Genomic DNA, 15,310 nt, shown 5'->3' on the forward strand with positions numbered 1-15,310 from the left:
AATGAGGTATGCCATGCGTGAAGTGGTGATCGTCGACAGCGTGCGGACCGGCCTGGCCAAATCCTTTCGCGGCAAGTTCAACATGACCCGTCCCGACGACATGGCGGCGCATTGTGTCGACGCCTTGCTGGCGCGCACCGGCATCGACCCGGCCAGCGTCGAGGACTGCATTGTCGGTGCCGGCTCCAACGAAGGCTCCCAGGGCTATAACATCGGGCGCAACGTCGCGGTCTTGTCGCGCCTGGGCATCGGTGTCGCCGGCATGACCCTCAACCGCTTCTGCTCCTCGGGCCTGCAGGCGATCGCCATTGCCGCCAACCAGATCGCCTCCGGTTGCAGCGACATCATCGTCGCCGGTGGCGTCGAGTCCATCAGCCTGACGATGAAAAGCATCAACACCGATCACCTGATTAATCCGCTGCTCAAGGAGCAGGTGCCGGGTATCTATTTCCCGATGGGCCAGACCGCCGAAATCGTCGCGCGTCGATACGACGTCAGCCGCGAAGAACAGGACCTGTACGCCCTGCAAAGCCAGCAGCGCACTGCCCAGGCACAGGCCGCCGGATTGTTCGACGATGAAATCGTGCCGATGGCGGTGAAGTACCGGGTGGAAGACAAGGCCACCGGCCAGGTGCAGATACTCGAGGGCGTCGTCGATCACGACGACTGCAACCGTCCCGAGACCACCTTGCAAAGCCTGGCCGGATTGAAGCCGGTGTTTGCCGAGGGTGGCTCGGTCACCGCCGGTAACTCGTCACAGCTGTCCGACGGCGCCTCCATGACCCTGGTGATGAGCCTGGAAAAAGCCCTGGCGCTGGGCTTGAAGCCCAAAGCGTTCTTCCGCGGATTCACCGTGGCGGGCTGCGAACCGGACGAGATGGGCATCGGCCCGGTGTTCTCGGTGCCGAAACTGCTCAAGGCCAAGGGCTTGCACATCAACGATATCGATTTGTGGGAACTCAACGAAGCCTTCGCCTCGCAATGCCTGTACGCGCGTAACCGGCTGGAGATCGACAACGAGCGGTACAACGTCAATGGCGGCTCGATCTCCATCGGCCACCCGTTCGGCATGACCGGTTCGCGCCAGGTCGGGCACATCGTTCGCGAGTTGCAGCGACGCAACCTGCGTTACGGCATCGTCACCATGTGCGTGGGGGGCGGGATGGGGGCGACCGGGTTGTTTGAGGCGGTGCGTTAGGTCTTCAGGATTTGTATTGATTGTCAGATAGCTTTCGCGAGCAAGCCCGCTCCCACACTGGATCAGCGTCACATAGATCCCTGTGGGAGCGGGCTTGCTCGCGAAGGGGCCGGTGGGTCATTAGATAACTGCTGCGACCTGCACAGTTTCATTCGCGGCCAGTCCTTAACTGTCCCTGTGTCCGAAGCGACTCAGCGCCTAGAATGGCGCTACTTGTTTTCCGGATTGGGGTTCGCATGCACATTTCATCGGGTCGCTGGGTTTATGGGCTGTTCCTGGCCTTGCTGACCGCGCTGTTGTGGGGAATCCTGCCGATCAAGCTCAAGCAGGTGCTGCTGGTGATGGACCCGGTCACCGTGACCTGGTTTCGCCTGATGGTCTCCGGTGGCTGCCTGTTCATCTACCTGGCGGCGACCCGGCGCCTGCCGAGCCGCAAGGTGCTCGGCCCGCGCGGGGGCTGGCTGGTGCTGATGGCGGTGCTCGGCCTGGTGGGCAATTACGTGCTGTATCTGATGGGGTTGAACCTGCTCAGCCCCGGCACCGCGCAACTGGTGGTGCAGATGGGCCCGATCATGTTGCTGATCGCCAGTGTGTTCGTGTTCAAGGAGCACTTCAGCCTGGGGCAGGGGATTGGCTTGCTGGTGTTGCTGGTCGGCTTCGTGCTGTTTTTCAACCAGCGCCTGAGTGAACTGCTGACCTCGTTGAGCGACTACACCGCCGGTGTCCTGCTGGTGTTGCTGGCCTCCACGGTCTGGACATTTTATGCGCTGGGGCAGAAGCAGTTGCTGACCGTGTGGAATTCGTTGCAGGTGATGATGGTGATCTACCTGTTTTGCGGGCTGTTGCTGACGCCGTGGGTGCATCCGCTGGAGGCGCTGCAATTGACCCCCGTGCAAGGCTGGCTGCTGCTGGCGTGCTGCATGAACACCCTGATTGCCTATGGCGCATTCGCCGAGGCGCTGGCGCATTGGGAGGCATCGCGGGTCAGTGCGACCCTGGCGATCACGCCGCTGGTGACCTTGGCCGCCGTGGCCGTGGCTGCCTGGTGGTGGCCGGAGTATGTGCACGCCGAGACCATCAATGGCCTGGGGTATGGCGGGGCGGTGTTGGTGGTGTTGGGCTCGGCGCTGGTGGCGTTAGGGCCGTCGTTGATTGCAGGGTTGAAGGCGCGAAAAGCCCGAATGGCGGTCAGTTAGACCGCGTTATCGTTCTTCGTCGGAACGCCGCCCGGAGCAAGCCCGCTCCCACATGATCCGTGCATGGTCCATTGTGGGAGCGGGCTTGCTCGCGAAGGCGAACTGTCAGGCGCTACAGAACTCAGCCCTTGGCCCCAGCCTCCAGCATATTCTCCGGCCTCACCCAGGTATCGAACTCTTCATCGGTCAGATACCCCAGCTGCAACGCCGCCGCCCGCAGGGTCAGCCCCTCGGCATAGGCTTTCTTGGCGATCTCCGCCGATTTGTCATAACCAATGTGCGGGTTCAGCGCGGTCACCAGCATCAACCCTTGTTCCAGATGCTCAGCCATTTTCCCGGCGTCCGGTTCCAGGCCGGCGATGCAATGCTGCTGGAAGTTGCTGCAGCCATCGGCCAACAGGCGGATCGATTGCAGCAGGTTGTGGATGATCACCGGCTTGAACACGTTCAACTGCAGGTGCCCCTGGCTCGCCGCGAAGCCGATGGTCACGTCGTTGCCCAGGACCTGGCAGGCCAGCATCGACAGCGCTTCGCACTGGGTCGGGTTGACCTTGCCCGGCATGATCGAACTGCCCGGTTCGTTGGCCGGCAGTTTCACTTCGGCAAAGCCGGCACGCGGGCCGGAGCCGAGCAAGCGCAAGTCATTGGCGATTTTCATCAGGGTCACGGCGAGGGTTTTCAGCGCGCCGGACAAGGTGGTCAGCGGCTCGTGGCCGGCCAGGGCCGCAAACTTGTTCGGCGCGGTGATGAACGGCAAGCCGGAAAGGGCGGCCAGTTCCGCGGCGATCGCTTCGCCGAAGCCGTGGGGCGAGTTCAGTCCGGTGCCGACCGCCGTGCCGCCCTGGGCCAGTTCACAGACCGCCGGCAGCGCACTGCGGATCGCCCGTTCGGCGTAGTCGAGCTGGGCGATGAACGCCGAGACTTCCTGGCCAAAGGTGATCGGCGTGGCGTCCATCATGTGGGTGCGGCCGGTCTTGACCAACTTCATGTGGCGGGCCGAGAGTTCGGCCAGGCCGCCGGACAGTTCGCTGATCGCCGGCAGCAGGCGCTGTTGCACGGCCTGGGCGGCGGCGATGTGCATGGCCGTGGGGAAGCAGTCGTTGGAGCTCTGGGAGCGGTTGACGTGATCGTTGGGATGCACCGGAGACTTGCCGCCACGGGGGTTGCCGGCCAGTTCGTTGGCGCGTCCGGCGATCACTTCGTTGACGTTCATGTTGCTCTGGGTGCCGCTGCCGGTCTGCCAGACCACCAGCGGGAACTGATCGTCATGCTCGCCGTCGAGCACTTCGTCGGCCGCCTGCTCGATCAGCCTGGCGATGTCGGCGGGCAAATCGCCGTTGCGGTCGTTGACCCGTGCCGCGGCTTTCTTGATCAGCGCCAGGCCGTGCAGTACCGCCAGCGGCATGCGTTCTTCGCCGATGGCGAAGTTGACCAGCGAGCGTTGCGTCTGAGCACCCCAATAGGCCTCTTCCGGGACTTCAACCTGGCCCAGGCTGTCGGTTTCGATTCGGCTCATCATGCACACTCCTGTAGGTCTGATTGCGCAGTTTAGGCCGTGATCGACGGCCGTGGTTCCATCAGTCTCGATTCTGCCCATTCAACCCCTCTAAATCAGGCGCGACAAGGCTTGGGGTTGAGCGACACACTTTTTTAGGCGCAGAATGGTCGTCCTTGGGGTTTTACCTCGCCTGCTAGAAAAGGAAACTCGATGACTCGTCTTCGTGCCATCTGTACCGCGGTTGCATTGGTCTGCGCCAGCGGCCCTGTTTTTGCCGATACCGCCAGCCACAACGCCAGTGCCGAGGCTTTCCTGACCCTGGCGCACGCTGACAAACTGGGCACTCCGGTGTACATGCAAGTACAGCAGATGTTCGCCCAGCGCTTCCAGCAAACCAAAGCCCCCGAGTCGAAAAAAGCCGTACTGGAAACTTACCAGGCCAAGGCCAACGCCGCTCTGGACCAGGCCATTGGCTGGAACAAGCTGAAACCGGACATGGTCAAGCTCTACACCACCAACTTCACCGAGTCGGAGCTCAAGGACCTGGTCGCGTTCTACCAGTCGCCACTGGGCAAGAAAGTCCTGGAGAAAATGCCGCAGCTGACCCAGCAATCGGCCCAGATGACCCAGGCCAAGCTGGAAAGCGCGGTGCCTGTGGTCAACAAGCTGCTGGCTGACATGACGGCCGAGCTGGATCCGAAAGGCGCCGCCGCTCCAGCCAAGAAAAAGCCTTAAGCGGAGTTCGGCATGACCATGCAACAACGTATCGAATCGACGCTGGGCCTGTTACAGCCCGAGCATTTGCAGGTGCTGGACGAAAGCCACATGCACAGCCGTGGGCTTTCAACCCACTTCAAGGCCGTGGTGGTCAGTGCGCAGTTCGAAGGCCTGAACCGGGTCAAGCGCCACCAGAAGGTCTACGGCACGCTGGGCGAGCTGATGGGCGAGTTCCATGCGTTGGCGTTGCACACCTACACGCCTGAGGAATGGGCGCAGATCGACGCGGCGCCTGCTTCGCCGACCTGTGCCGGTGGCAGTAAATCCTGAAACACCTTGTGGCGCTGGCTTGTTGTAGGAGCTGGCTTGCCAGCGAGGGCGTCCATGAGATCGCTTTCGCTGGCAAGCCAGCTCCTACACAAGCCAGCTCCTACAGGGATCGTGTAATTTTTGTTAGAATGTCCAACGCGCCGCTCCTGCGGCGCGTTTTTTTTCGCATCCGGTTCACCCCTTACGAGGGTAGCCACCTGGAGATTTACCCATGACACAACAGATTGTCGTGGCGGCACTGTATAAGTTCGTCACCCTGCAAGATTACGTCGCCCTGCGCGAGCCACTGCTGCAAGCGATGGTCGACAACGGCATCAAAGGCACGCTGCTGATCGCCGAAGAAGGCATCAACGGCACCGTGTCCGGCAGCCGCGAAGGCATCGACGGGCTGATGGCCTGGCTCAAGAACGACCCGCGCATGGACGACATCGACCATAAAGAGTCGTACTGCGACGAGCAGCCGTTCTACCGCACCAAGGTCAAGCTCAAGAAAGAGATCGTGACCCTGGGCGTCGAGGGCGTGGACCCGAACAAAAAGGTCGGCACCTACGTCGACCCGCAGGACTGGAACGCGCTGATCAACGACCCGGAAGTCCTGTTGATCGATACCCGCAACGACTACGAAGTCTCGATCGGCACCTTTGAAGGCGCGATCGACCCGAAAACCACCAGTTTTCGCGAATTTCCCGACTACATCAAAGCCAACTTCGACCCGGCCGTGCACAAGAAGGTGGCGATGTTCTGCACCGGCGGCATTCGTTGTGAAAAAGCTTCGAGCTACATGCTCAGCGAGGGCTTCGATGAGGTCTACCACCTCAAGGGTGGCATCCTGAAATACCTCGAAGAGGTGCCTCAGGAAGAAACCAAGTGGCAGGGCGACTGCTTCGTGTTCGACAACCGCGTGACCGTGCGCCACGACCTGAGCGAAGGCGACTACGATCAATGTCATGCCTGCCGCACACCGGTCAGCGTGGAAGACCGTGCGTCCGAGCATTATGTGCCCGGCATCAGTTGCCCGCATTGCTGGAATACGCTGAGCGAGAAGACCCGTCGCAGCGCCATCGACCGGCAAAAGCAGATCGAACTGGCCAAGGCGCGCAACATGCCGCACCCGATCGGCTACAACTACAAGCAAACATCCACCGAGGCCTGAACCATGTCTGCACGCCTGCTCTATGTGATGGACCCGATGTGTTCCTGGTGCTGGGGCTTCGCGCCGGTTGCCAACGCATTGGTCGAGCAGGCGCAAGCCGCCGGCGTGGACGTACACCTGGTGGTGGGTGGTTTGCGCACTGGCAGTGGTTCGGCGCTGGAGCCGACCACCCGCCGCTACATTCTCGAGCACTGGCAGGCGGTCACCGAGGCCACGGGCCAACCCTTCAAGCTTGAAGGTGCTTTGCCCGACGGTTTCGTCTATGACACCGAACCCGCTTGCCGGGCGCTGGTGACGGCACGTGGGCTGGCGCCGGATTGCGCCTGGAAGCTGCTCGGGTTGATCCAGCATGCGTTTTACGCCGAAGGTCGCGATGTCACCCACGCCAGCGTTCTGGTGGAACTGGCGGAGCAGGCCGGGGTGCCGCGCATCGAGTTCGCCGCCGCTTTCGACCGTGCCGATACGCACGTCGCGACGGCTGCCGATTTCACCTGGGTCCAGGACCTCGGCATCGCTGGTTTTCCGACCTTGCTGGCTGAGCGTAATGGTCAATTGGCGTTGCTGACCAATGGCTATCAGCCCCTCAGTGTCCTGTCCCCGTTGCTCGGCCGCTGGCTGGAGCGCGCTGCCTGTGCATGACCAGCCCGACGACACCCCAGCCGTAAAGCGTGTCGACCGACTGAGCTGGGCAGAAATCCGTCGCCTGGCCCTGCATCACAAGAAATCCCTGTGGATCGCCAACGGCGTGGCCGTGCTGGCGACCCTGTGCAGCGTGCCGATTCCCTTGCTGCTGCCGTTGCTGGTGGACGAAGTGTTGCTGGGGCACGGTGACGCCGCGCTGAAAATCATGAACCTCGCGCTGCCAGAGGCTTGGCAGAAAGCTGCGGGTTACATCGGCCTGATGCTGGTGGTGACCCTGGCCCTGCGTTGCGCGGCCTTGCTGTTCAACGTGGTGCAGGCGCGCCTGTTCGCCGCCCTGGCCAAGGACATCGTCTACCGCATTCGCATCCGCCTGATCGAGCGCCTCAAGCGTATTTCGCTGGGGGAATACGAAAGCCTGGGCAGCGGCACGGTGACCACGCACCTGGTGACCGATCTCGACACCCTGGACAAATTCGTCGGCGAAACCCTCAGTCGTTTCCTCGTGGCCATGCTGACGCTGGTGGGCACCGCCGCCATCCTGGTGTGGATGCACTGGCAACTGGCGCTGCTGATCCTGTTGTTCAATCCGCTGGTGATCTACGCCACGGTGCAACTGGGCAAGCGGGTCAAGCACCTGAAGAAACTCGAGAACGACAGCACCTCGCGCTTCACCCAGGCATTGACCGAAACCCTGGACGCGATCCAGGAAGTGCGTGCCGGTAACCGCCAGGGCTTTTTCCTCGGTCGTTTGGGGCAGCGCGCCCGGGACGTACGGGATTACGCGGTGAACTCGCAATGGAAAACCGATGCCTCGAACCGGGCCAGCGGTTTGCTGTTCCAGTTCGGCATCGATATTTTTCGGGCGGCGGCCATGCTCACCGTGCTGTTTTCCGACCTGTCCATCGGCCAGATGCTCGCGGTATTCAGCTACCTGTGGTTCATGATCGGTCCGGTCGAGCAACTGCTCAACCTGCAATATGCCTACTACGCCGCCGGCGGCGCGCTGTCGCGCATCAATGAGCTGCTGTCGCGCGCCGATGAGCCGCAGTACCCGAACGGCGTCGACCCGTTCATCGGGCGCCAGACCGTGGGCATCGAGGTTCAGGGCCTGAGTTTCGGCTACGGTGACGAGCTGGTCTTGAACCAGATGAACCTGTCGATCGCCCCCGGTGAAAAGGTCGCGATCGTCGGCGCCAGCGGCGGCGGCAAGAGCACCCTGGTGCAATTGCTGCTGGGCTTGTACACGCCGCTGGCCGGGACCATTCGCTTTGGCGGCTCGACCCAGCAGGAGATTGGCCTGGAGACCGTGCGGGAAAACGTCGCGGTGGTCCTGCAACACCCGGCGCTGTTCAACGACACGGTGCGGGCGAACCTGACCATGGGCCGCGAACGCAGCGACGAGGCCTGCTGGAGCGCCCTGGAAATCGCCCAATTGCACAACACCGTGCGCGAGTTGCCCAATGGCCTGGACAGTGTTGTCGGGCGTTCCGGCGTGCGCCTGTCGGGCGGCCAGCGCCAACGCCTGGCCATCGCGCGGATGGTGCTGGCCGATCCCAAGGTGGTGATTCTCGACGAGGCCACCTCGGCGCTGGATGCCGCCACCGAATACAACCTGCACCAGGCGCTGGCGCGATTCCTCAGCCACCGCACTACCCTGATCATCGCCCATCGCCTGTCGGCGGTGAAGCAGGCTGACCGGGTCCTGGTGTTCGACGGTGGGCAGATTGCCGAAGATGGCGACCATCAGCAGCTGATTGCCGAGGGTGGTCTTTACGCCAAGCTTTATGGGCATTTGCAGCAGCACTGAGGCAATGCCAAGGCAGGTCGCGTGGACTTTCCCGCATTGGCAGGAGGCTCTAGCTTGCCGGGATGCAGAAGGCCCCCTAGTCTAGCGGTAGCGATCACGTGGATGATGATCTGGCAGTGCTAAAACAAGGGACCCCATGAATCAAACCCGGACTCTCGGAACGCCGCGGCTATTGGGCATCGTCTGGCCTTTTATCGCCGTCGTGTTATTTCAGGCCCTGTTGGGGGGCGTCAGCCTTTATGTACTGTCGGCGGTTCGCGGCTATGTTGCCGGTGAAAGCCTGTGGTCCAAGGGCCAGAAAGACGCCATCTATTACCTCAACCTTTATGCCGACGGCCGCGACGAGAGCAAATTCCTCAAATACCAGGAAGCCATTGCCGTCCCTCAGGGAGGGCACGAGTTGCGAGTGGCACTGGATCAGCAGCCACCCGATCTCGAGGCGGCCAGGCAGGCGATCCTCAAGGGTGGCAACCACCCCGATGACGTTCCCAGCCTGATTTGGCTGTACCTCAATTTCCGCCATTTCAGCTTCCTCGAAAAAGCCATCGACCTGTGGACCGTGGGTGACGGGTACCTGGTGCAACTCGATGACGTCGCCAGGGACATGCATCAGCACATCAGCGTCAGGCAGACCACCCCGGCTGACATCCAGCGCTGGAAGGAACAGATATTCGCCATCAACGACGAGGTGACGCCGGCGGCCAAGGCCTTCAGCGATGCGCTGGGCGAGGGCTCGCGGATGATCCTGCGGCTGTTGCTGGCGACAAACCTGGCCACCGCCCTCGGCCTGATCGCCCTGGCGCTGCTGCGCACGCATAAACTGCTCAAGCAGCGGCATGCGTTCGCCGACGCCCTGCAACTGGAGAAAGAGCGGGCGCAAATCACCCTGCAATCGATCGGCGATGCAGTGATCACCACCAATGTCGAGGGCGCGATCGCCTACATGAATCCGGCCGCCGAAGCCTTGACCCACTGGAAAGCCGACCAGGCGACCGGCTTGCCGCTGGCGGCGCTGTTCAATCTGCTGGACGACAACGCCCAGGCCGATGGCTTCACCTTGATCGAGCACATCCTGAGCGGTCAGCTCAGTGGTGGCAGCGAACACTCCAAGCTGATTCAGCGCCTCGATGGCAGCACGGTGTCGGTCACCCTGGTCGGGGCGCCGATCCACAATGCCGGCAAGGTCAGCGGCACCGTGCTGGTGTTGCATGACATGACCCAGGAACGGCAATACATTGCCAACCTGTCCTGGCAGGCGACCCATGATGCCTTGACCGGGCTCGCCAACCGCCGCGAGTTCGAATTTCGCCTGGAACAGGCATTGCAGGCCCTGACGCGACAATCGGGGCGCCACGCCTTGATGTTCCTCGACCTGGATCAGTTCAAGCTGGTCAACGATACCTGCGGTCACGCGGCGGGTGACGAGTTGCTGCGGCACATTTGTGCGCTGTTGCAGTCCGGGTTGCGCGAAGGCGACACCCTGGCCCGGTTGGGCGGTGACGAGTTCGGCATCCTGCTGGAGAACTGTGGGCCGGAGGCGGCCGAGAAAATTGCCGAGGGGTTGCGCCAGACCGTGCAGAACCTGCACTTCGTCTGGAAGGGCCGGCCGTTCGTGACCACCGTGAGTATCGGGCTGGTGCATATCGCGCAAAATCCGACCACCCTCGAAGTCTCCCTGCGTGCTGCCGACATGGCCTGCTACATGGCCAAGGAAAAGGGCCGTAACCGGGTTCAGGTGTATCACCCGGACGACTCGGAGCTGTCCCTGCGCTTTGGCGAAATGGCCTGGGTGCAGCGCCTGCACATGGCCCTGGAAGAAGACCGTTTTTGTCTGTACGCCCAGGAAATTGCCCCGCTCGGACATGTCGAACAGGGTGGCGGGCATATCGAAATTCTGCTGCGCCTGCATGACGAAGCCGGACGCATGATATTGCCCGACAGTTTTATTCCGGCAGCCGAACGTTATGGGCTGATGACTTCGTTGGATCGTTGGGTTGTACAGAACGTATTCAAGATCATTGCCCAATGTATTGCCGAAGAGCACAAAGGGCCTTTAGCGATGTGTGCGATTAATCTGTCAGGCACAACTATAGGAGATGACGCGTTCCTCGACTTCCTGCGTCAACAGTTCATTACTTACCAAATACCACCTGAAATAATTTGTTTTGAAATCACTGAAACCAGCGCTATTTCAAATCTTGGTAGTGCAATTAGATTTATCAATGAACTCAAAAGCTTAGGTTGCCTGTTTTCGTTAGACGACTTTTGCGCCGGTATGTCCTCATTCGCCTACTTGAAACATTTACCTGTAGACTTCCTGAAGATCGACGGAAGTTTCGTAAAGGATATGCTGGACGACCCGATTAACCGCGCCATGGTCGAAGTGATCAACCACATCGGGCATGTCATGGGTAAGCGTACGATTGCCGAGTTTGTTGAAACACCCCAGATCGAGCAGGCATTGCTGGAGATCGGGGTTGATTACGCTCAAGGGTATGTTATTGAACGCCCGCATCTGTTTACCTGCGATAGTTTGCAAAGTCGTCCAGCCAGACCGCAGCCCTTGTTGTTCAAGGCGCCCGGTACGTTCCGTTGAAGTCTCTCGTCGATCAGAACAATCACAATCAAAAGGAGCCCGACAGTGATCGAGACTTTCAACCGCACCGGACCACTCATGGAAGCTGCAAGTTATCCCGCCTGGGCCCAGCGCCTGATTCAGGATTGCAGCGCGAGTAAGCGCCGGGTTGTCGAACACGAACTGTATCAACGCATGCGAGATAACAAACTCAGCGCCAAGACCATGCGCCAGTACCTGATCGGTGGCTGGCCCGTAGTCGAACAGTTCGCTTTATACATGGCACAGAACCTGACCAAGACCCGTTTTGCCCGCCACCCCGGCGAGGACATGGCGCGTCGCTGGTTGATGCGCAATATTCGTGTCGAATTGAACCATGCCGACTACTGGGTGAACTGGAGCCGTGCCCACGGCGTCAGCCTGGAAGATCTGCAGGCGCAGCAGGTGGCCCCTGAGCTTCACGCCTTGAGCCATTGGTGCTGGCACACCAGTTCCTCCGACTCGCTGATCGTGGCCATTGCCGCCACCAACTACGCCATTGAAGGCGCGACCGGTGAGTGGTCGGCGCTGGTCTGTTCCAATGGCCTCTACGCGGCGGCGTTCCCTGAAGAGGATCGCAAGCGGGCCATGAAGTGGCTGAAGATGCATGCCCAGTACGACGATGCCCATCCGTGGGAAGCGCTGGAAATCATCTGCACGCTGGCCGGGATGAACCCGAGCCAGGCATTGCAGGTGGAATTGCGCCAGGCCGTGTGCAAGAGCTACGACTATATGTTCCTGTTCCTCGAGCGTTGTATGCAGCTCGAACACGCCGAAAAAGCCCCGGTGGCGCGTGAGCGCATGGCACTGGCCGAAACCTGATCGGAAGACGCCCATGAAAAAGCCCGCCCCCTGACGACAGGGGGCGGGCTTTTTCGTAAGGGCAGCAAACGATCAGGCGCTGACTTTCAGCCCCACCAGCCCGGCAATGATCAATGCCACGCTGGCCAGCCGGATCAACGCCATGGATTCACCAAACAGAATGATCCCGGCGATCACCGTGCCGACGGCACCGACACCGGTCCAGATCGCATAGGCAGTGCCCAGCGGCAATTCCTTCATCGCAAGGCCAAGCAAGCCGAGGCTGACGGCCATGGCGGCAACGGTCAATGCAGTGGGGAGAGGGCGGCTGAAACCGTCGGTGTATTTCAGGCCGACGGCCCAGCCCACTTCGAACAGGCCGGCGAAAAACAGAATGATCCAGGACAAGGAAAACCTCCATCGATTGACGGGGTCGTCCCCAGGTTAATGACTCGATCGAGCCGCGAGGTCGTCCTCGCGTTTGCGCAATATAGTGCCCAGCATTAACCCGGGGATCAAGTTTTCACGTATCAGTCAGTCGCTTGCCGAGCCGCGGTGCGCCCATCTTCTTTCTCGCTCATGCGGCGGAAATAGGTCGAGAGCAGCGCCCCGGAAATGTTGTGCCATACACTGAACAGCGCACTCGGCACCGCCGCCAGCGGCGAGAAGTGCGCGCTGGCCAGGGCCGCGCCCAGCCCGGAGTTCTGCATGCCGACTTCCAGCGCCAGGGATTTGCGCTGGGCCAACGGCAACTTGAACAGGCGCCCGGTGAAGTAACCCAGCAGGTAACCGAAGCTGTTGTGCAGCATGACCACGGCCATGATCAACAGGCCCGACTCGGCGATCTTCGCCTGGCTGGCGGCCACCACCGCCGTGACGATGATCACGATGCTCACCACCGATACCAGTGGCAACACCTCCACCGCGTGACGCACCTTGTCGCCGAGCACGCGCTGGGCAACCACACCCAATACGATCGGCAGCAGCACTACTTGCAGGATCGACCAGAACAGCTCCATGAACGACACCGGCAGCCAGGCCGAAGCCAGCAGCCAGATCAAGGCCGGCGTCAGCAGTGGAGCGAGGAGGGTGGTCACGGCGGCAATGGCTACCGACAGTGCCAGGTCCCCACGGGCCAGCCAGGTCATCACGTTCGACGAAGTGCCGCTTGGGCAGCAGCCGACCAGGATCACCCCGACGGCAATTTCCGGCGGCAAATGGAACGCCTGGCAGAGTAACCACGCCACACCGGGCATGATCACGAAATGCGCGACTACGCCCAAGGCCACGCGCCACGGATGGCGGGCGACTTCGGCGAAGTCCTCGAGCTTGAGGGTCAGGCCCATGCCGAACATCACCAGCCCCAGCAACGGCACGATGGCGCCCTTGAGGCCGATGAACCACGCCGGTTGCAGGAACGCCACGACGGCGAAAATCAGTACCCAGTAGGCGAAGGTGTTACCGACAAAACGACTTAATGCAGCCAGTGCGCGCATGGCCTGATCCTTGTTGTATGAAAGCGTTAGGGAGCTAAGCATACGCTGACTGCAAAAAAAGATCGCAGCCTACGGCAGCTCCTACATTTGGAATGTGATCCCCTGTAGGAGCTGCCGCAGGCTGCGATCTTTTTTCAAACGCCGCCGATTCAGATATCAAATGCCCTGCGGAGTCTCTTCTCCACCCAACGCCTCAACCAGCGCCGGCAGGAAGTCACCGAACGTCAGCATCATCAGGGTGAAGCTGGCATCCAGTTGGCCGAGGGCTTCGTCGCCACCGTCCTGTTCCGCCTGGTCTTGCAGCAGGTCTTCGAACTTCAGGCGCTTGACCACCATCTTGTCGTCGAGGACGAACGACAGTTTGTCCTGCCAGGCCAGCGACAGCTGGGTGACCACTTTGCCGGTGCTCAGGTGCAGCTGGATTTCTTCGCTGGTCAGGTCCTGGCGCTTGCAACGCACGATGCCGCCGTCTTCGTGGGTGTCGCGCAGTTCGCACTCGTCCAGCACAAAGAAGTCGTCCGCGGCTTTCTGGGTGGTGACCCACTCGGTCATGGTCGCGGTCGGCGACATTTTCACGGTCAGTGGGCGCACCGGCAGGGTGCCGATCACTTCGCGCAGGGTCGACAGCAGGTCTTCGGCGCGTTTCGGGCTGGCCGAGTTCACCAGGATCAGGCCCTGTTTCGGCGCGATGGCGGCGAAGGTCGACGAGCGACGGATAAAGGCACGCGGCAGGAAGGCCTGGATGATTTCATCCTTGATCTGGTCGCGTTCCTTTTTATAGACCTTGCGCATTTGCTCGGCTTCGATCTCTTCGACCTTTTCCTTCACGGCATCGCGCACGACGCTGCCCGGCAGGATGCGTTCTTCCTTGCGCGCGCTGATCAGCAGGAAATCACCGCTGACGTGCACCAGCGGGGCATCTTCGCCCTTGCCGAACGGCGCGACGAAACCGTAGGTGGTCAACTCCTGGCTTGCACATGGACGCGCCAGCTTGGTGGCCAGTGCAGTCTCCAACGCCTCGGCATCAACAGGCAGATCTTGGGTCAGGCGATAGATAAGCAGGTTTTTGAACCACATGGGGTGAGTCTCTCCTTTATACAAAGGGGGGCATTATTGTCTTCGCCGGGTCATAGGCCAACCCTTCTCTAAGCCTTTGGAAGGCATCAGAAAATTAATTAAAAAAGTGCTTGCCAGAGGTAGGGCTGCTCCGTAGAATGCGCGCCACACCGAAGCGAAGGGTGATTAGCTCAGCTGGGAGAGCGTCTGCCTTACAAGCAGAATGTCGGCGGTTCGATCCCGTCATCACCCACCATTCGTTTCAAGTGTTTAGCGCAGCGGTAGTTCAGTCGGTTAGAATACCGGCCTGTCACGCCGGGGGTCGCGGGTTCGAGTCCCGTCCGCTGCGCCATATTCGGTAACCTGGAACACTGAACGCCAGGTCACCACGGAAAAGCCCGCTGAAGCGGGTTTTTTTCTGCCTCAAGTTTGTACCTTGTTCCATCGGGTTGTGTCGTTTCACCGGTTTTCAGATTTATTTGAAAAAAAACTTCAAATAAATCAACACATTACGAAAACCTGTGGCATAATGCGTCCCGTAACGAAGCGAAGGGTGATTAGCTCAGCTGGGAGAGCGTCTGCCTTACAAGCAGAATGTCGGCGGTTCGATCCCGTCATCACCCACCATTCGTTTCAAGCGTTTCGCGCAGCGGTAGTTCAGTCGGTTAGAATACCGGCCTGTCACGCCGGGGGTCGCGGGTTCGAGTCCCGTCCGCTGCGCCATATTCGGTCACCTGGAACACTGAACGCCAGGTCACCACGGAAAGCCCGCTTAGTGCGGGCTTTTTGCTGTCTGGCGTTT

At 60.7% G+C, this 15,310-nt stretch carries 13 protein-coding genes and 4 tRNA genes; 13 read left to right on the top strand and 4 right to left on the bottom strand.

The window, feature by feature from the left end; all coding sequences use genetic code 11:
* Positions 1–13 precede the first annotated feature (13 nt).
* Positions 14–1,198 carry a thiolase family protein gene (locus NPS56_RS00710; protein ID WP_274073010.1) on the top strand — a complete coding sequence of 395 codons (1,185 nt, stop codon included), beginning with the start codon at positions 14–16 and terminating at the stop codon, positions 1,196–1,198.
* Positions 1,199–1,434: 236 nt separating this feature from the next.
* Positions 1,435–2,394 (top strand): DMT family transporter, encoded by a 960-nt coding sequence (locus NPS56_RS00715; RefSeq protein WP_274073011.1) that lies wholly within the window; start codon positions 1,435–1,437, stop codon positions 2,392–2,394.
* 121 nt (positions 2,395–2,515) lie between these two features.
* Here NPS56_RS00715 and NPS56_RS00720 read toward each other — a convergent pair whose 3' ends face one another.
* Complete coding sequence (locus NPS56_RS00720; protein ID WP_274073012.1) at positions 2,516–3,910, bottom strand: class II fumarate hydratase; 1,395 nt, start codon at positions 3,908–3,910, stop codon at positions 2,516–2,518.
* A gap of 192 nt (positions 3,911–4,102) precedes the next feature.
* On the opposite strand from NPS56_RS00720, the gene NPS56_RS00725 reads away from it, so the two are divergent.
* The 7 genes from NPS56_RS00725 (at position 4,103) to NPS56_RS00755 (ending at position 11,977) form a co-directional block, all read left to right on the top strand.
* Positions 4,103–4,627, top strand: a complete 525-nt coding sequence (locus tag NPS56_RS00725; protein ID WP_274073013.1) for a DUF2059 domain-containing protein — start codon at positions 4,103–4,105, stop codon at positions 4,625–4,627.
* A 12-nt stretch (positions 4,628–4,639) separates the two neighbouring features.
* Entirely contained in the window at positions 4,640–4,939 is a 300-nt protein-coding gene (locus tag NPS56_RS00730; protein ID WP_274073014.1) for a BolA family protein, read from the top strand.
* A 211-nt stretch (positions 4,940–5,150) separates the two neighbouring features.
* Positions 5,151–6,092: a rhodanese-related sulfurtransferase gene (locus NPS56_RS00735; protein WP_274073015.1), complete on the top strand. Its 942-nt coding sequence runs from the start codon at positions 5,151–5,153 to the stop codon at positions 6,090–6,092.
* 3 nt (positions 6,093–6,095) lie between these two features.
* Entirely contained in the window at positions 6,096–6,731 is a 636-nt protein-coding gene (locus NPS56_RS00740) for a DsbA family protein (RefSeq protein ID WP_274073016.1), read from the top strand.
* Positions 6,724–8,541 carry an ABC transporter ATP-binding protein gene (locus tag NPS56_RS00745; protein ID WP_274073017.1) on the top strand — a complete coding sequence of 606 codons (1,818 nt, stop codon included), beginning with the start codon at positions 6,724–6,726 and terminating at the stop codon, positions 8,539–8,541. The genes NPS56_RS00740 and NPS56_RS00745 overlap by 8 nt, the downstream gene beginning before the upstream one ends.
* Before the next feature lie 136 nt (positions 8,542–8,677).
* Positions 8,678–11,137: an EAL domain-containing protein gene (locus NPS56_RS00750; RefSeq protein ID WP_274073018.1), complete on the top strand. Its 2,460-nt coding sequence runs from the start codon at positions 8,678–8,680 to the stop codon at positions 11,135–11,137.
* Between the two features lie 45 nt (positions 11,138–11,182).
* A complete protein-coding gene (locus NPS56_RS00755; RefSeq protein WP_274073019.1) occupies positions 11,183–11,977 on the top strand; it encodes a TenA family transcriptional regulator in 795 nt (264 codons plus the stop codon).
* Between the two features lie 72 nt (positions 11,978–12,049).
* Here the strand turns inward: NPS56_RS00755 and sugE are convergent, their stop codons facing one another.
* From sugE to rdgC, 3 genes are all read right to left on the bottom strand, one after another.
* Positions 12,050–12,364 (bottom strand): quaternary ammonium compound efflux SMR transporter SugE, encoded by a 315-nt coding sequence (sugE, locus tag NPS56_RS00760; protein ID WP_128608063.1) that lies wholly within the window; start codon positions 12,362–12,364, stop codon positions 12,050–12,052.
* 122 nt (positions 12,365–12,486) lie between these two features.
* Positions 12,487–13,452 (bottom strand): bile acid:sodium symporter family protein, encoded by a 966-nt coding sequence (locus tag NPS56_RS00765; protein ID WP_274073020.1) that lies wholly within the window; start codon positions 13,450–13,452, stop codon positions 12,487–12,489.
* A 156-nt stretch (positions 13,453–13,608) separates the two neighbouring features.
* Positions 13,609–14,529: a recombination-associated protein RdgC gene (rdgC, locus tag NPS56_RS00770; protein ID WP_008060875.1), complete on the bottom strand. Its 921-nt coding sequence runs from the start codon at positions 14,527–14,529 to the stop codon at positions 13,609–13,611.
* A gap of 159 nt (positions 14,530–14,688) precedes the next feature.
* On the opposite strand from rdgC, the gene NPS56_RS00775 reads away from it, so the two are divergent.
* The 4 genes from NPS56_RS00775 to NPS56_RS00790 all read left to right on the top strand — a co-directional run bounded on the left by NPS56_RS00775 (position 14,689) and on the right by NPS56_RS00790 (position 15,231).
* Positions 14,689–14,764 (top strand) — tRNA-Val (locus NPS56_RS00775).
* 19 nt (positions 14,765–14,783) lie between these two features.
* Positions 14,784–14,860: transfer RNA gene (locus NPS56_RS00780), tRNA-Asp, on the top strand.
* 199 nt (positions 14,861–15,059) lie between these two features.
* Positions 15,060–15,135: transfer RNA gene (locus NPS56_RS00785), tRNA-Val, on the top strand.
* A gap of 19 nt (positions 15,136–15,154) precedes the next feature.
* A tRNA-Asp gene (locus NPS56_RS00790) sits at positions 15,155–15,231 on the top strand.
* Positions 15,232–15,310 lie beyond the last annotated feature (79 nt).

Source organism: Pseudomonas putida (assembly GCF_028682635.1).
Taxonomy (GTDB): Bacteria; Pseudomonadota; Gammaproteobacteria; order Pseudomonadales; family Pseudomonadaceae; genus Aquipseudomonas; species Aquipseudomonas putida_AE.

What these genes read in the sequence shown, in the direction of transcription:
- NPS56_RS00710 (WP_274073010.1), top strand. Translation starts at nt 14, where the DNA reads ATGCGTGAAGTGGTGATCGTCGACAGCGTGCGGACCGGCCTGGCCAAA.
- NPS56_RS00715 (WP_274073011.1), top strand. Translation starts at nt 1,435, where the DNA reads ATGCACATTTCATCGGGTCGCTGGGTTTATGGGCTGTTCCTGGCCTTG.
- NPS56_RS00720 (WP_274073012.1), bottom strand. Translation starts at nt 3,910, where the DNA reads ATGAGCCGAATCGAAACCGACAGCCTGGGCCAGGTTGAAGTCCCGGAA.
- NPS56_RS00725 (WP_274073013.1), top strand. Translation starts at nt 4,103, where the DNA reads ATGACTCGTCTTCGTGCCATCTGTACCGCGGTTGCATTGGTCTGCGCC.
- NPS56_RS00730 (WP_274073014.1), top strand. Translation starts at nt 4,640, where the DNA reads ATGACCATGCAACAACGTATCGAATCGACGCTGGGCCTGTTACAGCCC.
- NPS56_RS00735 (WP_274073015.1), top strand. Translation starts at nt 5,151, where the DNA reads ATGACACAACAGATTGTCGTGGCGGCACTGTATAAGTTCGTCACCCTG.
- NPS56_RS00740 (WP_274073016.1), top strand. Translation starts at nt 6,096, where the DNA reads ATGTCTGCACGCCTGCTCTATGTGATGGACCCGATGTGTTCCTGGTGC.
- NPS56_RS00750 (WP_274073018.1), top strand. Translation starts at nt 8,678, where the DNA reads ATGAATCAAACCCGGACTCTCGGAACGCCGCGGCTATTGGGCATCGTC.
- NPS56_RS00765 (WP_274073020.1), bottom strand. Translation starts at nt 13,452, where the DNA reads ATGCGCGCACTGGCTGCATTAAGTCGTTTTGTCGGTAACACCTTCGCC.
- rdgC (WP_008060875.1), bottom strand. Translation starts at nt 14,529, where the DNA reads ATGTGGTTCAAAAACCTGCTTATCTATCGCCTGACCCAAGATCTGCCT.